The following is a 13,818-nucleotide window of genomic DNA, read 5'->3' on the forward strand; positions in this document are numbered from 1 at the left end:
ATTTGGACGACCTTTGGCTCGCAAGGAGTTCCAACCCATGCCTTACATGGAAAAACCCGCGAAAACACGCTGAGACGGATTCTCTCACCTGTTTCTACTCCCCTGCTTTGAACACCGATAACCTCCGTTACGTCAACCTAATCGGTTGATAAGAATTGTTGTGGTCAGGTGGTGCGCTTATAGTCGAAGCCCGCGGAAATTTGGCTGAGGTACCGCGTCTTGGCGTAGGGCCACCGCTCTTCATAGTCAAAAACGTACATACAGAGATCTCCCGCGAACATCGGTCCAACACCTTCAAGGATCATGGCAAGCACCAGGTCATAGGTTTGCGCGACCAGCGCATTGAACACCCGGAGCGTACTTGCGTGCTCAAAGCCCACACCTTCCCCTCGTGAAATACGTCTTACTCGTTCGTCCAGCATCCTCCTCGAAACGTGCGTGTAGCCGCTCAAAGCGCCGAAGGCGCTGTGGACGCTCCTGCGAAACTCCTCCGGATCGGGCAAGAGCCTAAGGGGCAGTTGGTCAACCACGTTGATGGACGACCGCGGAACGTTGCTGTTTGTGGCCAAATACGCCAGGCGCTCATCCAAGGACGCACTTCCGGGGAGCCGCTCGTCCACGTAAACGGCTTTCGCTCCAACTTCAAGCATGTATCTCAGCTCTCGTCGGCCAACGTTGAAAATTCCTTGTTCTCCCAGCATGCGAATCGACAGTGCCGACTCGATGAAGTCATCCATCGAAAACTGCAGCAACTTTCGGGCGGAGTCAGGGTCACGGGTGCAAGCAAGAGCCGTGGCTCGCACGGCGTCAATGAAACTGGTGGTAACCCGGTTCAACCGCTTTTGTTCGGCACGAAAATCCCCTTCGTCCCGAAGTTCATCGTGCTGACGGATTCTCTCCTCAAGATCCTTTGCCAGGTTCGCAAAGGTTTCCTTCGCGTCATCGTTGCCCTGCGCCCCTAAGTTCGCCACGATTCCCCTCTGTTCATTGGACGAGTCCTGCGGAAGTTAATTTTTCATGTAATATTATTGCAAGCCATTGAAAGGACTCGTGAATATGACGTCGCCAGACCACCAGCTTGCACTCCATCTCCACGCTGAACTGATGACGCTGACCGAACCCCTTCACGAGGCCCTGGCAACGGCCGCCCAGGACGCAGGAACGCATCTCCCTGCCTACAAGAATGCTGGGAATATGTCATTCCTACGCTCTGGGATCATGCGGCTCGGGGTCCGAGAGCATCTTTCCATGGTCGGTGTCGAAGGGTGGTGTCTGGGAGGAAATCCAAACATGATGGGACAGCTCCAGTTCGTTAACAACACGGGCGATTTGGTCCTCCGCTTCCTGAAAGATGGACGCCCGCCTGCACCAGCAGTCCCGCACGCGGGACACAACCACGCTCGGCGTGCCTTCTGGCGGAACACCCCAATGCTCGACCTCGGTATTGACTCCCTCTTCGACGCTCCCCCGCTTCATAAGCTGCTCCTCCTCTGGTCACCAGGGGAGGACGGAACCTTCAACATCCGCGCCGTCCGACCGCTAGAGCCCGGAAAGTATTCAGGACGGATAGCCATCGACTTCAGCATGGAGTTGGCACCCACTCGAACCGCCTTCGAGGAACTGAAATTTGTCGGCGAGGATCACGACGAAGACCTGATCATTGATATCGATAAAGAGGAGGAGAGCGACGGTGCTACAGGAGCAGCGGGGTAAGCGCTTAGTCACCTTGCGTCGCCTTCTAGGCCTGAGTCAGACAGAACTTGCGGCCTCCACCGGGATCAGTCAGCCTCAAATATCTCTTATGGAGCGCGGAGATCGCACTGTAACGGACTCAGCAGCGGCGCAGATTGCGGCTGCGACAAATACGCCTGTCTCCTTCTTCGACCAAGTGGCGCCAGCGGTTTCCGGGACGTTGTCCTTTCGGAAGCTGGCGGGGGCGTCCGCTATAAGCCGAGATTCATCAATCGCTCGCTTCGAAGAACTCGAGCGTGTGGCGGCAGAATTATGCGACCGAATCGGCTATCGTCTTACACCCTTACCCCAGGCAGAGGACGACATTGATGGCGACGACATTGAAGTCCTAGCTGCTCAGACCAGAGCAGCACTCAAACTAGAACCGCAGGACCCGATCCTCAACCTCACCCGGGCCATGGAACGCCGTGGCATCGTCGTCGCGGCCGTGGCTGCCGTCGAAGACGGAGTTCTTGAAGGACACGATGGCGCGTCACGAGCTTCCGAGCGAATTCAGCGGCCAGTAATCGCCTACGTGTCGGGTAAGCCAGGAGACCGACAGCGGTTCACCGAGGCGCATGAACTCGGACATATCGTCCTTCACGGTCGCCGACCGGACGTCGGAGAAAAGATCAAGGAACGAGAGGCACATCGCTTCGCCGGCGCATTGCTAATCCCGTATGAGGCCATGCGACAGACCGTCTCCGAGACCCTTTCTCTGAATGGTTACTTAGCACTAAAAGCAACCTGGGGTGTTTCCATTCAAGCCATCGTTGCCCGAGCACATGCTCTCGGGCTCATATCCGACAGCCGCCGAAAATCACTGATGGTACAGATTTCCTATAAGGGCTGGCGAAAAGAGGAACCTGTTGACGTAAGACCCGAGCGCCCCGTCCTGCTTCGACAGCTGCTTGTCAAGGAATTTGGGGAAAGCCCATATCTCAAGGCCTCTTGGGCGCTCGGCGCATCGCCTAGATTCCTACAGCAATGGGCGCCTGGTGCGATGTCTCAAAACAATGAGGCACCTAGGATAACAACGGCTAATGCTCAGGCCGCTTCCAATGTGGTTCCACTGTTTCCCAGCGCAGGTTCCTTGCAAAAAAAGACTGGGCGGTAATCTCAGTACAACGTGCAGCCAGGAGGAGGCTTCGGGTCAACGGGCCAATCCACCGGTAACGCCTTGTAGACGCACACCCACACAAAGAGGGGACCACCAGAAAGGTGGTCCCCTCCGACGGGCTTGGGCGAGAGCCAGTTGCGTCGCCATATTGCAAAGCCTCGTGCCTCTCTATGACCTCCACTCTCAGCTGCCCAACCCCTCAAATTTTCGAGCCTAGGCAGCTCGCCCGCTATGCCATCGGCAGCGGTCCCGGGATTACGAACTTCTTCACGCTGAAGGCCGGCCTCTCCTCGCCTTGCGCGCGGTCTAGGTCCATTAGGCGCTCGGCTTGGCGATAGCGGAGATACGGGTTCAGCGCAAACCCGGTCTTCCTGAGACCACTGGCATCAATGGCCTTTGCCTGCTCGCCGGTCAGCACAGCCACCATGTAGTGGTGGATCAGAAAGCTGGCGGCGACAGTTCCCCATGACTCGTCGTCCCTTAGACCGTCGGGCTCGTCCGAGTCGAGGTCGAGCTTTTTTAGCTCCTGCCACATCCAGTCAATCGGCGTGACATGTTCAAGCACCAGTCCCCTGACGGAGATGGTTGACTTCCATTGCTCGAAGGCCTCGACGGACCAAGGAATCAGGAGCAATTTATTGTTGAAGTGCCCTTTTCGGAAGCCGGTCCGGGCAAGGGCGAGTTCGTGGAAACCGATGCGCGGCGCTTCCCAGACCGAGGTGAGGACTTGCCGGGCGATGGACGGAAGCGTTCGACCGGGTGCCGCTGCGACCGCCGCGGCCGCCGCTGCCTCGGCGCGGATGTAGGTCCGAATGATTGCGACATCAGACATCATCTCTGCATTTACTGTCTCATCCAGCCGGCCCATAATCGGCATCTCGGAGATGTCGTAGAACGTGCCCTGTTGGTTGCTGAGCCCCATGTCTGCGATTCTTCCACGACCGCCCAGTCAAGTCCCTCCAGGGCGTCGAGCGCGCGTGGCGGCATCAGCGTTCTCCCTTTCATATTCCGGCCTTATCTGGCGGGACCGCTCTTGGCCCTCTCCGCGCCCACTGGTGCCCCCGCGCGGGTCTTCTTGGCCTTGACTGCGCCTTTGCCAATGGTGACCGCCGTGCTGGGGTGCGTCCCTTCGCCGCGTTCCGCGGCGGCGCGGCCTCGGATTTGTGTTTCGTTGGCCCCGGTTGTTGCCAGGGATGCGGCGAAAGCTTTTTGGCGCTCGGTTGAGCCGTAGTCGGCGGACGAAGCGGTTTCTGTGCTGAGGCCTTGGTCTTTGAGCCGGCTGCTGTCGTCGCCGGTGACGCGGTTCTCGATGTCGCGGCCGATGCCTTCGAGGCGGGTGAAGAGTTCCTTCTCGGCTCTCTCGTAGCGCTGTTCCATCGACGCGGACTGGGAGCCGGTGAAGCCGGCCTCTGCCAGGAGCCTGGTTTCGCGCATGTCCTTGGCGGCTTTGACGAAGGCGGGATCTTTGAAGTGTGAGTCGTCGGCGCCGTTGACGGTGGCGGTGGTTTCTTGGCGCAGCTGGTCTATGTCGGGTCCGTTGATCCCGTCCTTGCCGATGAGGAACAGGCGTTCCTTGATCTCGGTCTCGGCGGCGGCAACGGCTTTGGGGGTTTTCGCGTTGTGGGCCCGTTGCAGGGCGCGGGCGAGCTCGGGGTTGGCCAGGTACTCGACGGGTACTTGGTGGCGTTCCATTTCCGGGGCCAGTTTCTCTGCCTGGGCGCGGAGTTCTTCGGCCCGGGCCGCTGCGAGCAGCACCATGGCCTTCTCGTGTTCGGCGGCCGCCTTGCGCGTCTCGTCCTGGCTGGCTGCCCGCGCGTCCTGCCGGGCCTTTTCCGTGGTGATGGTTTGGATATATGACTCCAGATAGGCGGCATCCGCACCGATGTCGTGTGTGTCGATGGCGTAGCGCGTCAGGACTTCCTGACGGATTCTTTCCGAGGCGGCCAAGGCGGTGGGGTCATGGTCTTTCCAGCCCTCTGCGACGGCATGCGCGGCGGCAATGTCGTGGGGCTGGGCTTTGTCCCACCACTGGTCTTTCTCCACCGGTGCCAGTGCCGCGCGTGCGGCACTGCGCTCGGCCGCGAGGCGTGTCCCGGCTTCGTGTGCTGCTTGGGCGTCCTGGTGTTCCTGCTGCCGTAAGGATTCCTGCCGGCGCCGGGCGAGTGTTTCGGCGATGCGTGACGCCATCAGCAGGGTCTGCCGCATGCCGTTGTCCAGGACATCATCCATTCCGTCTGATTCACTCATGGTGTTTCCCTTATCCCTTGGCGTGGTTCTTTATCGGTCGAGCACAGGTCCGGGCTCGCGCCCTGTGTGGTGGTGGGTTCTTGCTGGTGTTGGAGTGGTCGGCACGGCCGACCCTGGACGGGTGGGTGCCATGCCGCGAAGGCCGAGCTCCACCGACTTCGGTACAGTCCTCTGCCCGGGTGCTGCCTGCTCGGGTGAGCCTGCCGTGGCAGGTCGGGGCATGGACGCTGCGAACGGTTTCAGCTGCTCGGTGACGATGGCACGGATCCGCTGCGCTTCTCTCGTTCGTCCGGACTGTTGGTGCATTTCGTGGATGGCGTAGGCAGTGTTGACCAGCTGCAGCATGAGCGCCGATTGGGCAGCCGTCTTGTTCTTGGACGAGGCCGCCATGAACAGCATCGCCGTCCCGGCAATGGACGGCAGGGGGACGGGTTTTCCGTGTGCCCTGGGTGCGCGGAGCTGGGCTGTGCGGGACAGTTCAGCCGCAGTGGCCGCCAGCGGTCCGGGCGTTGGTTCCAGGCGGTGCGACCATGCCGCAAATGCACCGGATACTTCCCGTGCAGCTTTCGCCCACGTGGCGTGATCATCATGCGGCAGTGCCCGCAGCTGCTCGACCAGTGCGGTTGCGTTGCGGGTGTACTCCACCCACATTTCTGCCGGCGGTATTGCTTTCTCGGGGCCGGTCCTGGACACCTTGCGCTTATTGCGTGCAGCTGCGTTCCATTCGGCTGCAGCTTCCATCGCCAACTGTGGCGAGTCCATCCATCCTTCCCGCAGGGCGGTGAGCTTGAGGTCGGAGGCGAGGGTGCCGCCACCGAACCAAATAGGCCGCTCCCCCGGTTTTGGCCGTTCGGCTACTGAGTACCCGACAATGACGTCTGTGGTGTTCTTCGCGTAGCGCGGCCGGACCAGTAACCCGGTGTCGCGGGCGCGGCGGACGAACTCCGCCTCGGAGACCGAGGCGCCTGCGCTGGCGCGCACCTTCCGTGCCAGCGAGGACCGGTGCATTTCGCGCTCATCCCTGACCGCGGTGGCCTTCTCGGCACGATCGTAGCCACGGGCGGCGTGCACCGTGGAGAGCTGTTCCAGCCCGTACTTGACCTCCAGCTCCCGGCAGGTTTTCTGTGCCCGCTGGTAATCACTATGGGTGGAGGCTTTGGTGCCGTCCTCGCGGACCAGCGACACCGCAATGTGGATGTGGTGGTTGCCGTTCTCGCTGGTTCCGTGATTGATCGCGGCCCACCGGCAGCGGGCCTTGCCGCTGGCCTCGGTGAAGCCCATCGCGTCCACGAAGTCGTTCGCAATATCCCCCCACTGCTGGTCGGTCAGCGCGCCTTCCTCTGCGCGCAGGCTCAGCGAGCAGTGCCACACGCTCGCGTCCTTGTAACCGACGTGGACGCGCTCCTTCCTGGCCGCATCCCACTGCATGTCCTTGATCTGAACCGAAACTCCGAACGCCTTGCGCGGCCGGTCCAGATGCTTGGCGATCGCCAGGGCATCGTCGCGGTCCAGAACGCCGTCGTCGTACCAGGCCATGATGGCCGCATCCCCGGCCACCAGATGCGGCTCCGTGTGTGCGTTCTTCGTCTTGTCGGTGTCCGTAGAGGCCAGGTAGACCATGAGCCCGGCCATCCGCGAACCGCGGGTAATGTTCGGGATCATCTCTACACCAGTCCGTCAATGGCGTCGTCGATTCGCATGGCGACAGAGCGGATGAACTTCAGCGCTTCGCGGGCTTCAGCGGGGAACTCGCCGGTGGCGTTTGCCTGCCGCGCAAGCTGGTTGATGTTGTTCGAGGATCGTGCCAGCAGGTTGTGCAGAGACATCAACTCCGCGGCAATGGTGCGGCGCTCGGTCGGCGAATCGGAATGCTCCGCCAACGCTGCGGAAATCATCAGGTTGGGCACCGTCACCCGCTCCCTGGCCGCACGCGCGAGGAGGGCGGCTTCCTCTTCCGCTGTGACCCAGACATCGCGACGTTTCTTTGTCCCGGCCGGCGCGTTTGCGCGGCGCCGGCGCGAGAGCCGGGAGCGGGAGGAATCCTCTTCGGTCACCCATCTCCCCTTCCCATCAACAGCCCAGCGCAGCGACCCCGGAACGGGGACCACACTCACCAGTGTGCCCGAGCGACAACACGTTGTCGAAAGGTTTCACCGCTTACACCGGTGTAAGTGTATAGCTTGCTTCGCCAGGGCAGATTTTCGGCGGTCGTCGGGGGTCGGGCGGGGTGGGGGCCATGAGTCGGACCTGTCGTGCCGTCCGGCTAGGCTGGCTCCATGGCTACCCTCGATATTGAGAAGACACGCAACCAGGCCCGCGCACTCCTGGACTCACGCATCGAATCCGTCACCGCACTGGTGAAAACCCGCCAACGGATCACCGACCTCAAAGAACAGCTCGCCGAAGCCGAACGCGACGACAAGCGCGCCTACGTGCGCGCCACCAAGGACGGCTGGAGCCCCGAGGAACTCAAGAAGCTCGGACTCGAATCCGGCGCGGCCGGCCGCCGCAGGAAGGCTGCCAACCGCTCCGCCGCCAACGATTCCGAGGCACGCACAGCGAGCGCCACCCCCGCCAACCAGTAGCATCTCCCCTCGCCCACCTGTGCACGGCAAAGCTAAATCCTCCGGGCTTTTCCCGCACACACCTGGACGACGGGACCCAGCCGACCGGCTGCACACAACCGCCAGCTCACCACCGGACCCGACACCCACCACCGCACCCCGGCGGTCATGCACAGCCTCCACTCCGGGCGGTTGCCAGCGGCGGGCTTCGCCCTGCGCCCGGCCCGCCGGCAATGCCGGGCTGGCCCCTTTCAGCCGTGGACAACGCCGACCGAGGGGGGCGTGAACAAACAGAAAAGGGCCGGCTTGCGGGCCAACCCTTTTCCGCTACTCGGACAAAGGAACGTTGTCTCGAACCCGGACGTCCGACGCGGCAAAGCATAACGCCCCGGGTCCCACCGCGTGTGCCTCTTACCCCACCGGGAGCGCGGCACTTTGTTGCTTCCTGGTGGCCGCGACGAATGGCGGTCAGCCGCCGAGAAGGAGGTGCTGAGCGGGCTCGGCGCCCGCCACAGCGGCCTCGCGCTGATCCTCGGATAACGAAGTACATGCATGCATAAAACTGCTCCCCGGAGTCGGAACTGTATTTCTCAGTCCAACTTTCGGGGAGCAGTTCACCCATGACGGCCCTTGACAATAATCCCTGAGGCAGGTCGGTGTTCTGCGAGCTTCAGCGCTCGACTCCGCAGTCTCTGGCAGATTGAGCAGCGTGAGCCCCGGGGCGGCAGCTGCCACAGTGCTTCCGGCCTCGCAGCTTAAACCGCACAGGGAAGCCGGCTGTCTGCATTCCGTGCCGTTGCGTCAAGGCAAGATCGGCCGTGGCGCCACCTTCGAGAAGTGCGACGTCGACCGTCATTAAGTTAGCCGTTTGGCCCCACCTTGGTTGGCGCTCGGGAATCCGAAGTGGCAATTCAGCGGGGAATTACGGACCCCACGTCGAGGCGGCGACCTCCTTGGATATCTCGGGATGGTGCGTGGTCTCCCGCACTGCGTCCAATATCCTCATTTTGTGTGCCTGGGCTACTAGATGGATCTCGGGCGAGCGGGGGGTGTCCCGGATCAGACCAAGGAGCTTGTCGTGGTCGTCGACGAAGGCTTGGGACAGGCGCATGACTATCCCAAGTGTAGGCCTGCGAATGATGCTCATGCGGGCACGCTCGCGGTCGAGAAGCTCCAGAAGGTAGGCATTTGGGCAGGGCCCGCAAAGCAACTCGTGGAACTGCCCGTTGAGCTGCATGAATCCTTCTGCGTCGAACATTTCGCGGCGTCTTCGCATCTCGTTGTTCAGGTCCCTAGCCCGGTCCCAGGCCTCGGCTCCGATGAATGGTGCCGCGCTGGCAGTCGCGGCACCTTCGAGGACGGCTATGACATGTTGTGTGCTTTCGTATGCAGCCGAATCGAGTTCGGCAACCCGTGCTCCGGCGTTGTGCTCGTAGGCGACGTAACCTTCGGCCTCGAGCCGACGGAGGGCCTCGCGGACGGGAACCTGGCTGACATTCGCCTCTCGCGCTATGCGATCTAAGACGAGGCGATAGCCAGGCGAGTATGCGCCTTCTAGGATCCGTTGTTTGATGTAGTTGTAGGCGAAGCTTGTCTTCGTTCCTGCAGCACCCATAGCCGTCCTCTCAACCCTCTGTTGCACCGCCGATACCTAGAAGGTCGAATCCAGGTGGAGTTCCTTACGGTCGATTTTCCACCCATCGGCCGTCCGGACAACGATATCGGCATATGTTCCGACGGTCTTGATGGTGAGTTCCGAAGCTTGTGTGGCGGATACAAGAACGTAGGAAATCACCGACGCTTCGTTGGCAGTGATTGGACTGACTTGGACATTCGATATGTGATGTCGGCGCGCGTCGGACTGGGATTCCTTAAAGGCGCGGATTTGAGCAATGATGGCTTCTCGACCGATGTGGGGCCCATAGGTCGGACCTTCTACGATGTTCATTACATAGGTAGCGTCGGGCGTGAAGCATTCTTGCAATGAGTCAAAGTCGCGCCGGTCGTGATGAATTCCGTAGCTGGTGACGAGTTCGTGGATTTCGATGCGGTCAGCGGCGGCCAGGGCGCCGGTTGCCGTTTGTGCACTGTTCTGCATGATAAGACTCTTTCTTTTAACGGAGGCGTCCCGGGCTTCAGGTACGGGCGGCTTTGCGTCGGACGAGGAGGGAGGCCGATACCGCGATGATGAGGGCAACACCGTTGAAGACGCTCGTGACCCACGTCTGCGCACCGAGAATGATGAGTCCATTGGACCCGACGGCGAGCACGAACACGCCAATGATTGTGCCCACTACGTTGAAATACCCAGGCTTGATGGTGGCTGCACCCAAGAACGCTGCCGCGTAAGCGGGCAGGAGGAATTCAGGGCCGAGGCTGGGTGGCGCGCTCCCGGAGCGGGAGGCCATCAATAGCCCTGCCAGCGCGGCGAGAACGCCGGCACCTATGAAGGCCAGGGTCAAGTATCTTTCAGTGCGAACGCCGCTCAGCCGGGCGGCATCACGGCCCATTCCTGTGGCGCGCAGGTACCTGCCGAAGGGGGTTTTCTCGAACAGGAACCACATGAGAACGGTCAATACCAGGAGGTAGAGGACAACGATCTGCAGCCCGGCAATCTTGGGAGTGGTCATCCCGGCCAGGGCGTCGCCGCCGAGGGAGAGCAGGGATCCGCCCGTGATGAGCAGGTTCATCCCGGCGAGGATTGTGCCTAGTGCGAGGGTGGCAATAAATGCGTTGACCCCAATCCCCACGACCAAGCCTGCGTTTACGGCACCGATGACTGCACCGATAGCCAGGGAAATCAGGACGACCATAGCGTCGGGCATCCCAGAATTTGAAAGTGCGATCGCGGAGATGGCGGAGACGCCGAGCACGGCTCCGATGGAGAGGTCGAATTCGCCGGCTGCGAGCGGGAGGATCGCCGCGAGGGCGAGTATTCCCGGGATGGCTTGGTCTGCAATGATCCCTGTGAAGTTTGCCGACGTGGCGAAGGTTGTCGGCATGAGCATTGAGAACGTGGCGATCATGATGATCAGGAAGATCAGCACACCATTTTGCGACAGGAACCGACTTGGTTGGAACTGTCGGGATCTCATGGGCTTCTGCGCGCCGCGGGTCTCGCGGCTTGTTTCCGTTGAGGTTGTCATTGTGGTTACTTTCTTGATCCGTTGTGGATAGCTGCGGCGGGGGCCTCCGCATCGGCCGTACAGGCATGCGCGAGACCGGCCTCTGTAATGGAGGACCCGGTGAGCGTCGCCGTGTGGACGCCCCGGTTGAGAACGATCACGCGGTCACACAGACGAACGAGTTCTTCGTTGTCCGTGGATCCGACAAGCACGCCGATACCAGTGGCCGCAAGGTCGCTGATGGCCTGGTAGATGTCTTGCTTGGCGCGGGCGTCCACACCCTGGGTAGGCTCGTCCAACAGCAGAACCTCTGGGCTGGCGCTGGCGGCCCGGCCGACCAAGACCTTCTGTTGGTTCCCCCCGGACAGTGAACGGATCGGTGCGCTGGGCGTGTCCGTCTTGATCCGGTACTGGGCGATAAGCCTTGCCACGCCTTTTCGCTCCGCCTTATCAGACACCCACGGCCCGTGCTGGTACTGGGCAAGCCGGCCGAGGGTGAGGTTCTCGGATGTGCTCATGTCGAGGACGACACCTGCGTTGCGTCGATCCTGGGGAACGTACGCGATGCCAGCACGCACCGCGTCGGCCGGGGAACGGGGGTTCAGTGGTTGTGCTCCCAGGATCATCTCTCCGCTGCGGGGCCTTTGGGCACCCGCCAGCAGCCGCATGAGCTCGCTCCTGCCACAACCCACCAGCCCGGCTACGCCAAGCACTTCCCCGTGTTCCAGCTCGAAGCCCAAGCCATTCAACCGCTCGCCGTCGAGGTGACGAACGCTCAAAGCGTTTTCAGTGTGGGCGCGGGACAAGGTATCGGCCTTGGCGACCGGTCGGGACAATCCCGCTCCCACGACCAGCTCAACGATCTCCTTGCTGCGTAAGCCTGCTGTGGGGCGGGACTCCACTAGCTTGCCGTCCCGCAGCACCACTAAATGGTCGGAAATTCGTTCGACCTCGTCCGTTCGGTGACTGACGTAGACGACTGTTCCTCCTTGGTCGCGTATCCGCTCCACAAGTTCGAGCACCTTGTCTACCTCGTGTAGCGGCAGTGTGGCGGTAGGTTCGTCAAGGACTATTAGGAAATCGCTGAGGTGGGACTCGGCCCCCGACTGGAGCATGCGCGCGATGCCCACCATGGTTCGCGTTGCCATGTCGAGGTCGCTCACGAGGGTGTCCGGGTACTCGTCGATGCCGAGGGAATCCAAAATCTTCGCAGTGCGATTTGCATGCTCCTGCCGAAGAATCCGGCCGGTCAACGGGGACGTTGGAAAGGTGTCGACGAGTCCGAAATTGTCGGCGATCGTAAGCGCCTCGACCAGGCCAACATCTTGGTGCAGAAAGCGGAAGTTCAACTGATGCGCCCGCTTCGGCGTGAGCGGCAGAGCAACTTCCTGCCCTTGGACCATGAGCCGGCTTCCGGATGCTGACTGGTACAAACCGGCAAGGACCTTGATCAGTGTTGACTTACCAGAACCGTTCATTCCCAAAAGTGCGGTGACTTTGCCGGAGGGTATATCGAAGGAAACCCCGTCGAGCGCACGATGCTCGCCAAACGTCACCGTCATCTTGTCCACTCTGATAGCCGGCACAGGGGGTGATTTCATGCGGCTGCTCTCCTTCCTAATTGAATCCCAAGTTCATCAAGGATCTGATCACGTATGACGTATGGCGGCTTTAACCATAGTGCTAGCGACGATCATGACCAAGATCACGAAAAATGTTTGACTATGCAAACATATCGTGAATATGATCACATCCGTTAGCAACCTTCAACAACTGCCGTCAGAACGACAGTTACCGTTCGAAACAAGGAAGTTTTCTATGGGACAGAAAGCACGTTCCCCCCGTCAGCAGATCCGGTCCAAAGGGGCGGCGAAGGCGCTCCGGGGTGCTTCGCTCGCCTCCGGAGTGGCGGCCCTGTTGGCTCTTTCCGCGTGTACCGGGGCGGCGGAGAGCGCTTCGCCCCAGGCCACGGGTGAAGCTGACATCAGCGCGGCGCAAGCCGTAGTGGATCAGGCCACCGCGGAGGTAACAGAGCTGCACATCCCCTCCACCTCGCCGGCAATCGCCAAGGACAAGCTGATCGTAACGATCCCTTGCTCCTATGCAGCTGCCGGTTGCAAGGCCGTTGTCGATGCGGCAGCGGAAGCCGCGGGAACGCTTGGCTGGGAGACAAAAATGATCGATCCCGCAGGCGACCCCGAAAAGACGCGTCAGGCCGTCAGGACAGCCATCCAGCTCGGCGCTGACGGCATCGTCATGGCCGCACCCATCGCGGGCACCTTGAAAGCCGACGTCGCTGCCGCTCGAGAGGCCGGCATCAAGGTAATCGAGATCATGGAGCCACCGACCCCCGGTTTTGCCGACGCAAGCGTCGCAAACGACCGTGTGGAAGGAGGGCGCTGGGCCGCGGCTTTCCTGACCGTCGAAACCGAGGGTGAAGGCAAGATCATCCTCGCCAACGATCCAGCCTTCCAGTCGGTGGTGAACGAAGTGAAGGGTCTGAAGGAAGGGCTCCACGAAATGTGCGGCGGCTGCGAGATCTCCCAAGAGCTAACGTTCCAGATCGCGAGCCTGCAGACGCAGGTTCCGCAGATGTTCCAGGCAGCGCTGCAGGCGAATCCCAACGCCAACGCTGCATGGGTTCCCTACGACCCCGTCTATGCTGCAATCGCCCCGGTCATCGAGCGGTCGGCTGTCGCCGACACGATGAGTGTGGTCGGATTCAACGGTGACGACTTCGCACTCGAGGACATCAAGAGCGGCAACGCCGCGCTCAAGGCGACGATCGCCTTCCCGCTGTCTTGGATGGGCTACGCCGCAGCAGATCAGCTCAACCGCCTGTTCGCAGGCGAAGAGCTGTCCCCGGAACTGAAGAACTACACCGTCCCGAACAAACTGATCACGGGAGACAACGTCACAACAGTTCCATGGGACGGCGATGTCGACTGGAAGCAGTCTTACCTCGATCTTTGGGCTTCCGCCAAGTAACCGTCCCCAAGAACATCCCCCTGTTGGCAAGAAGGAGCAAGAC

At 61.1% G+C, this 13,818-nt stretch carries 13 protein-coding genes; 4 read left to right on the forward strand and 9 right to left on the reverse strand.

All coding sequences use genetic code 11. The features are described from left to right. Positions 1 to 164: 164 nt before the first annotated feature. Positions 165 to 971, reverse strand: coding sequence for a hypothetical protein (locus AC5RTY_RS04555; RefSeq protein ID WP_494139074.1), 807 nt, complete (start codon positions 969 to 971; stop codon positions 165 to 167). Positions 972 to 1,104: 133 nt separating this feature from the next. Between AC5RTY_RS04555 and AC5RTY_RS04560 the strand changes: the two genes are divergently transcribed. Together AC5RTY_RS04560 and AC5RTY_RS04565 are read left to right on the forward strand one after the other, a co-directional pair. Then, positions 1,105 to 1,713 carry a hypothetical protein gene (locus AC5RTY_RS04560; RefSeq protein WP_494139075.1) on the forward strand — a complete coding sequence of 203 codons (609 nt, stop codon included), beginning with the start codon at positions 1,105 to 1,107 and terminating at the stop codon, positions 1,711 to 1,713. After that, positions 1,691 to 2,848, forward strand: a complete 1,158-nt coding sequence (locus AC5RTY_RS04565; RefSeq protein WP_494139076.1) for a helix-turn-helix domain-containing protein — start codon at positions 1,691 to 1,693, stop codon at positions 2,846 to 2,848. Before AC5RTY_RS04560 ends, AC5RTY_RS04565 begins: the two co-directional genes overlap by 23 nt. A 232-nt stretch (positions 2,849 to 3,080) precedes the next feature. Here the strand turns inward: AC5RTY_RS04565 and AC5RTY_RS04570 are convergent, their stop codons facing one another. The 4 genes from AC5RTY_RS04570 to AC5RTY_RS04585 all read right to left on the reverse strand — a co-directional run bounded on the left by AC5RTY_RS04570 (position 3,081) and on the right by AC5RTY_RS04585 (position 7,152). After that, entirely contained in the window at positions 3,081 to 3,773 is a 693-nt protein-coding gene (locus tag AC5RTY_RS04570; protein WP_494139077.1) for a hypothetical protein, read from the reverse strand. Between the two features lie 92 nt (positions 3,774 to 3,865). Next, positions 3,866 to 5,098 carry a hypothetical protein gene (locus AC5RTY_RS04575; protein WP_494139078.1) on the reverse strand — a complete coding sequence of 411 codons (1,233 nt, stop codon included), beginning with the start codon at positions 5,096 to 5,098 and terminating at the stop codon, positions 3,866 to 3,868. Between the two features lie 30 nt (positions 5,099 to 5,128). Beyond that, on the reverse strand, positions 5,129 to 6,760 hold the full coding sequence (locus tag AC5RTY_RS04580) for a relaxase/mobilization nuclease domain-containing protein (protein ID WP_494139079.1): 1,632 nt from the start codon (positions 6,758 to 6,760) through the stop codon (positions 5,129 to 5,131). 2 nt (positions 6,761 to 6,762) lie between these two features. After that, entirely contained in the window at positions 6,763 to 7,152 is a 390-nt protein-coding gene (locus tag AC5RTY_RS04585; protein ID WP_494139080.1) for a MobC family plasmid mobilization relaxosome protein, read from the reverse strand. Between the two features lie 222 nt (positions 7,153 to 7,374). On the opposite strand from AC5RTY_RS04585, the gene AC5RTY_RS04590 reads away from it, so the two are divergent. Continuing rightward, positions 7,375 to 7,683: a hypothetical protein gene (locus AC5RTY_RS04590; protein WP_494139081.1), complete on the forward strand. Its 309-nt coding sequence runs from the start codon at positions 7,375 to 7,377 to the stop codon at positions 7,681 to 7,683. A 901-nt stretch (positions 7,684 to 8,584) separates the two neighbouring features. On the opposite strand, the gene AC5RTY_RS04595 is transcribed toward AC5RTY_RS04590, so the two are convergent. The 4 genes from AC5RTY_RS04595 to AC5RTY_RS04610 form a co-directional block, all read right to left on the reverse strand. Then, complete coding sequence (locus tag AC5RTY_RS04595; protein ID WP_494139082.1) at positions 8,585 to 9,304, reverse strand: GntR family transcriptional regulator; 720 nt, start codon at positions 9,302 to 9,304, stop codon at positions 8,585 to 8,587. A 9-nt stretch (positions 9,305 to 9,313) separates the two neighbouring features. Beyond that, positions 9,314 to 9,760 carry a nuclear transport factor 2 family protein gene (locus AC5RTY_RS04600; protein WP_494139083.1) on the reverse strand — a complete coding sequence of 149 codons (447 nt, stop codon included), beginning with the start codon at positions 9,758 to 9,760 and terminating at the stop codon, positions 9,314 to 9,316. A 37-nt stretch (positions 9,761 to 9,797) separates the two neighbouring features. Continuing rightward, the gene (locus tag AC5RTY_RS04605; protein WP_494139084.1) at positions 9,798 to 10,709 is read right to left on the reverse strand and encodes an ABC transporter permease; all 912 of its coding nucleotides are present in this window, start codon (positions 10,707 to 10,709) and stop codon (positions 9,798 to 9,800) included. Between the two features lie 104 nt (positions 10,710 to 10,813). Then, on the reverse strand, positions 10,814 to 12,349 hold the full coding sequence (locus AC5RTY_RS04610; protein WP_494139169.1) for a sugar ABC transporter ATP-binding protein: 1,536 nt from the start codon (positions 12,347 to 12,349) through the stop codon (positions 10,814 to 10,816). 256 nt (positions 12,350 to 12,605) lie between these two features. Here AC5RTY_RS04610 and AC5RTY_RS04615 point away from each other — a divergent pair, with 256 nt between their 5' ends. Beyond that, on the forward strand, positions 12,606 to 13,775 hold the full coding sequence (locus AC5RTY_RS04615) for a sugar ABC transporter substrate-binding protein (RefSeq protein ID WP_494139085.1): 1,170 nt from the start codon (positions 12,606 to 12,608) through the stop codon (positions 13,773 to 13,775). Positions 13,776 to 13,818 lie beyond the last annotated feature (43 nt).

This window comes from Arthrobacter sp. Y3224055 (assembly GCF_059090825.1).

Excerpts from the sequence above, each read along its gene's own strand:
- AC5RTY_RS04560 (WP_494139075.1), top strand. The coding sequence starts at position 1,105 with ATGACGCTGACCGAACCCCTTCACGAGGCCCTGGCAACGGCCGCCCAG.
- AC5RTY_RS04570 (WP_494139077.1), bottom strand. The coding sequence starts at position 3,773 with ATGGGGCTCAGCAACCAACAGGGCACGTTCTACGACATCTCCGAGATG.
- AC5RTY_RS04575 (WP_494139078.1), bottom strand. The coding sequence starts at position 5,098 with ATGAGTGAATCAGACGGAATGGATGATGTCCTGGACAACGGCATGCGG.
- AC5RTY_RS04580 (WP_494139079.1), bottom strand. The coding sequence starts at position 6,760 with ATGATCCCGAACATTACCCGCGGTTCGCGGATGGCCGGGCTCATGGTC.
- AC5RTY_RS04590 (WP_494139081.1), top strand. The coding sequence starts at position 7,375 with ATGGCTACCCTCGATATTGAGAAGACACGCAACCAGGCCCGCGCACTC.
- AC5RTY_RS04600 (WP_494139083.1), bottom strand. The coding sequence starts at position 9,760 with ATGCAGAACAGTGCACAAACGGCAACCGGCGCCCTGGCCGCCGCTGAC.
- AC5RTY_RS04610 (WP_494139169.1), bottom strand. The coding sequence starts at position 12,349 with ATGACGGTGACGTTTGGCGAGCATCGTGCGCTCGACGGGGTTTCCTTC.
- AC5RTY_RS04615 (WP_494139085.1), top strand. The coding sequence starts at position 12,606 with ATGGGACAGAAAGCACGTTCCCCCCGTCAGCAGATCCGGTCCAAAGGG.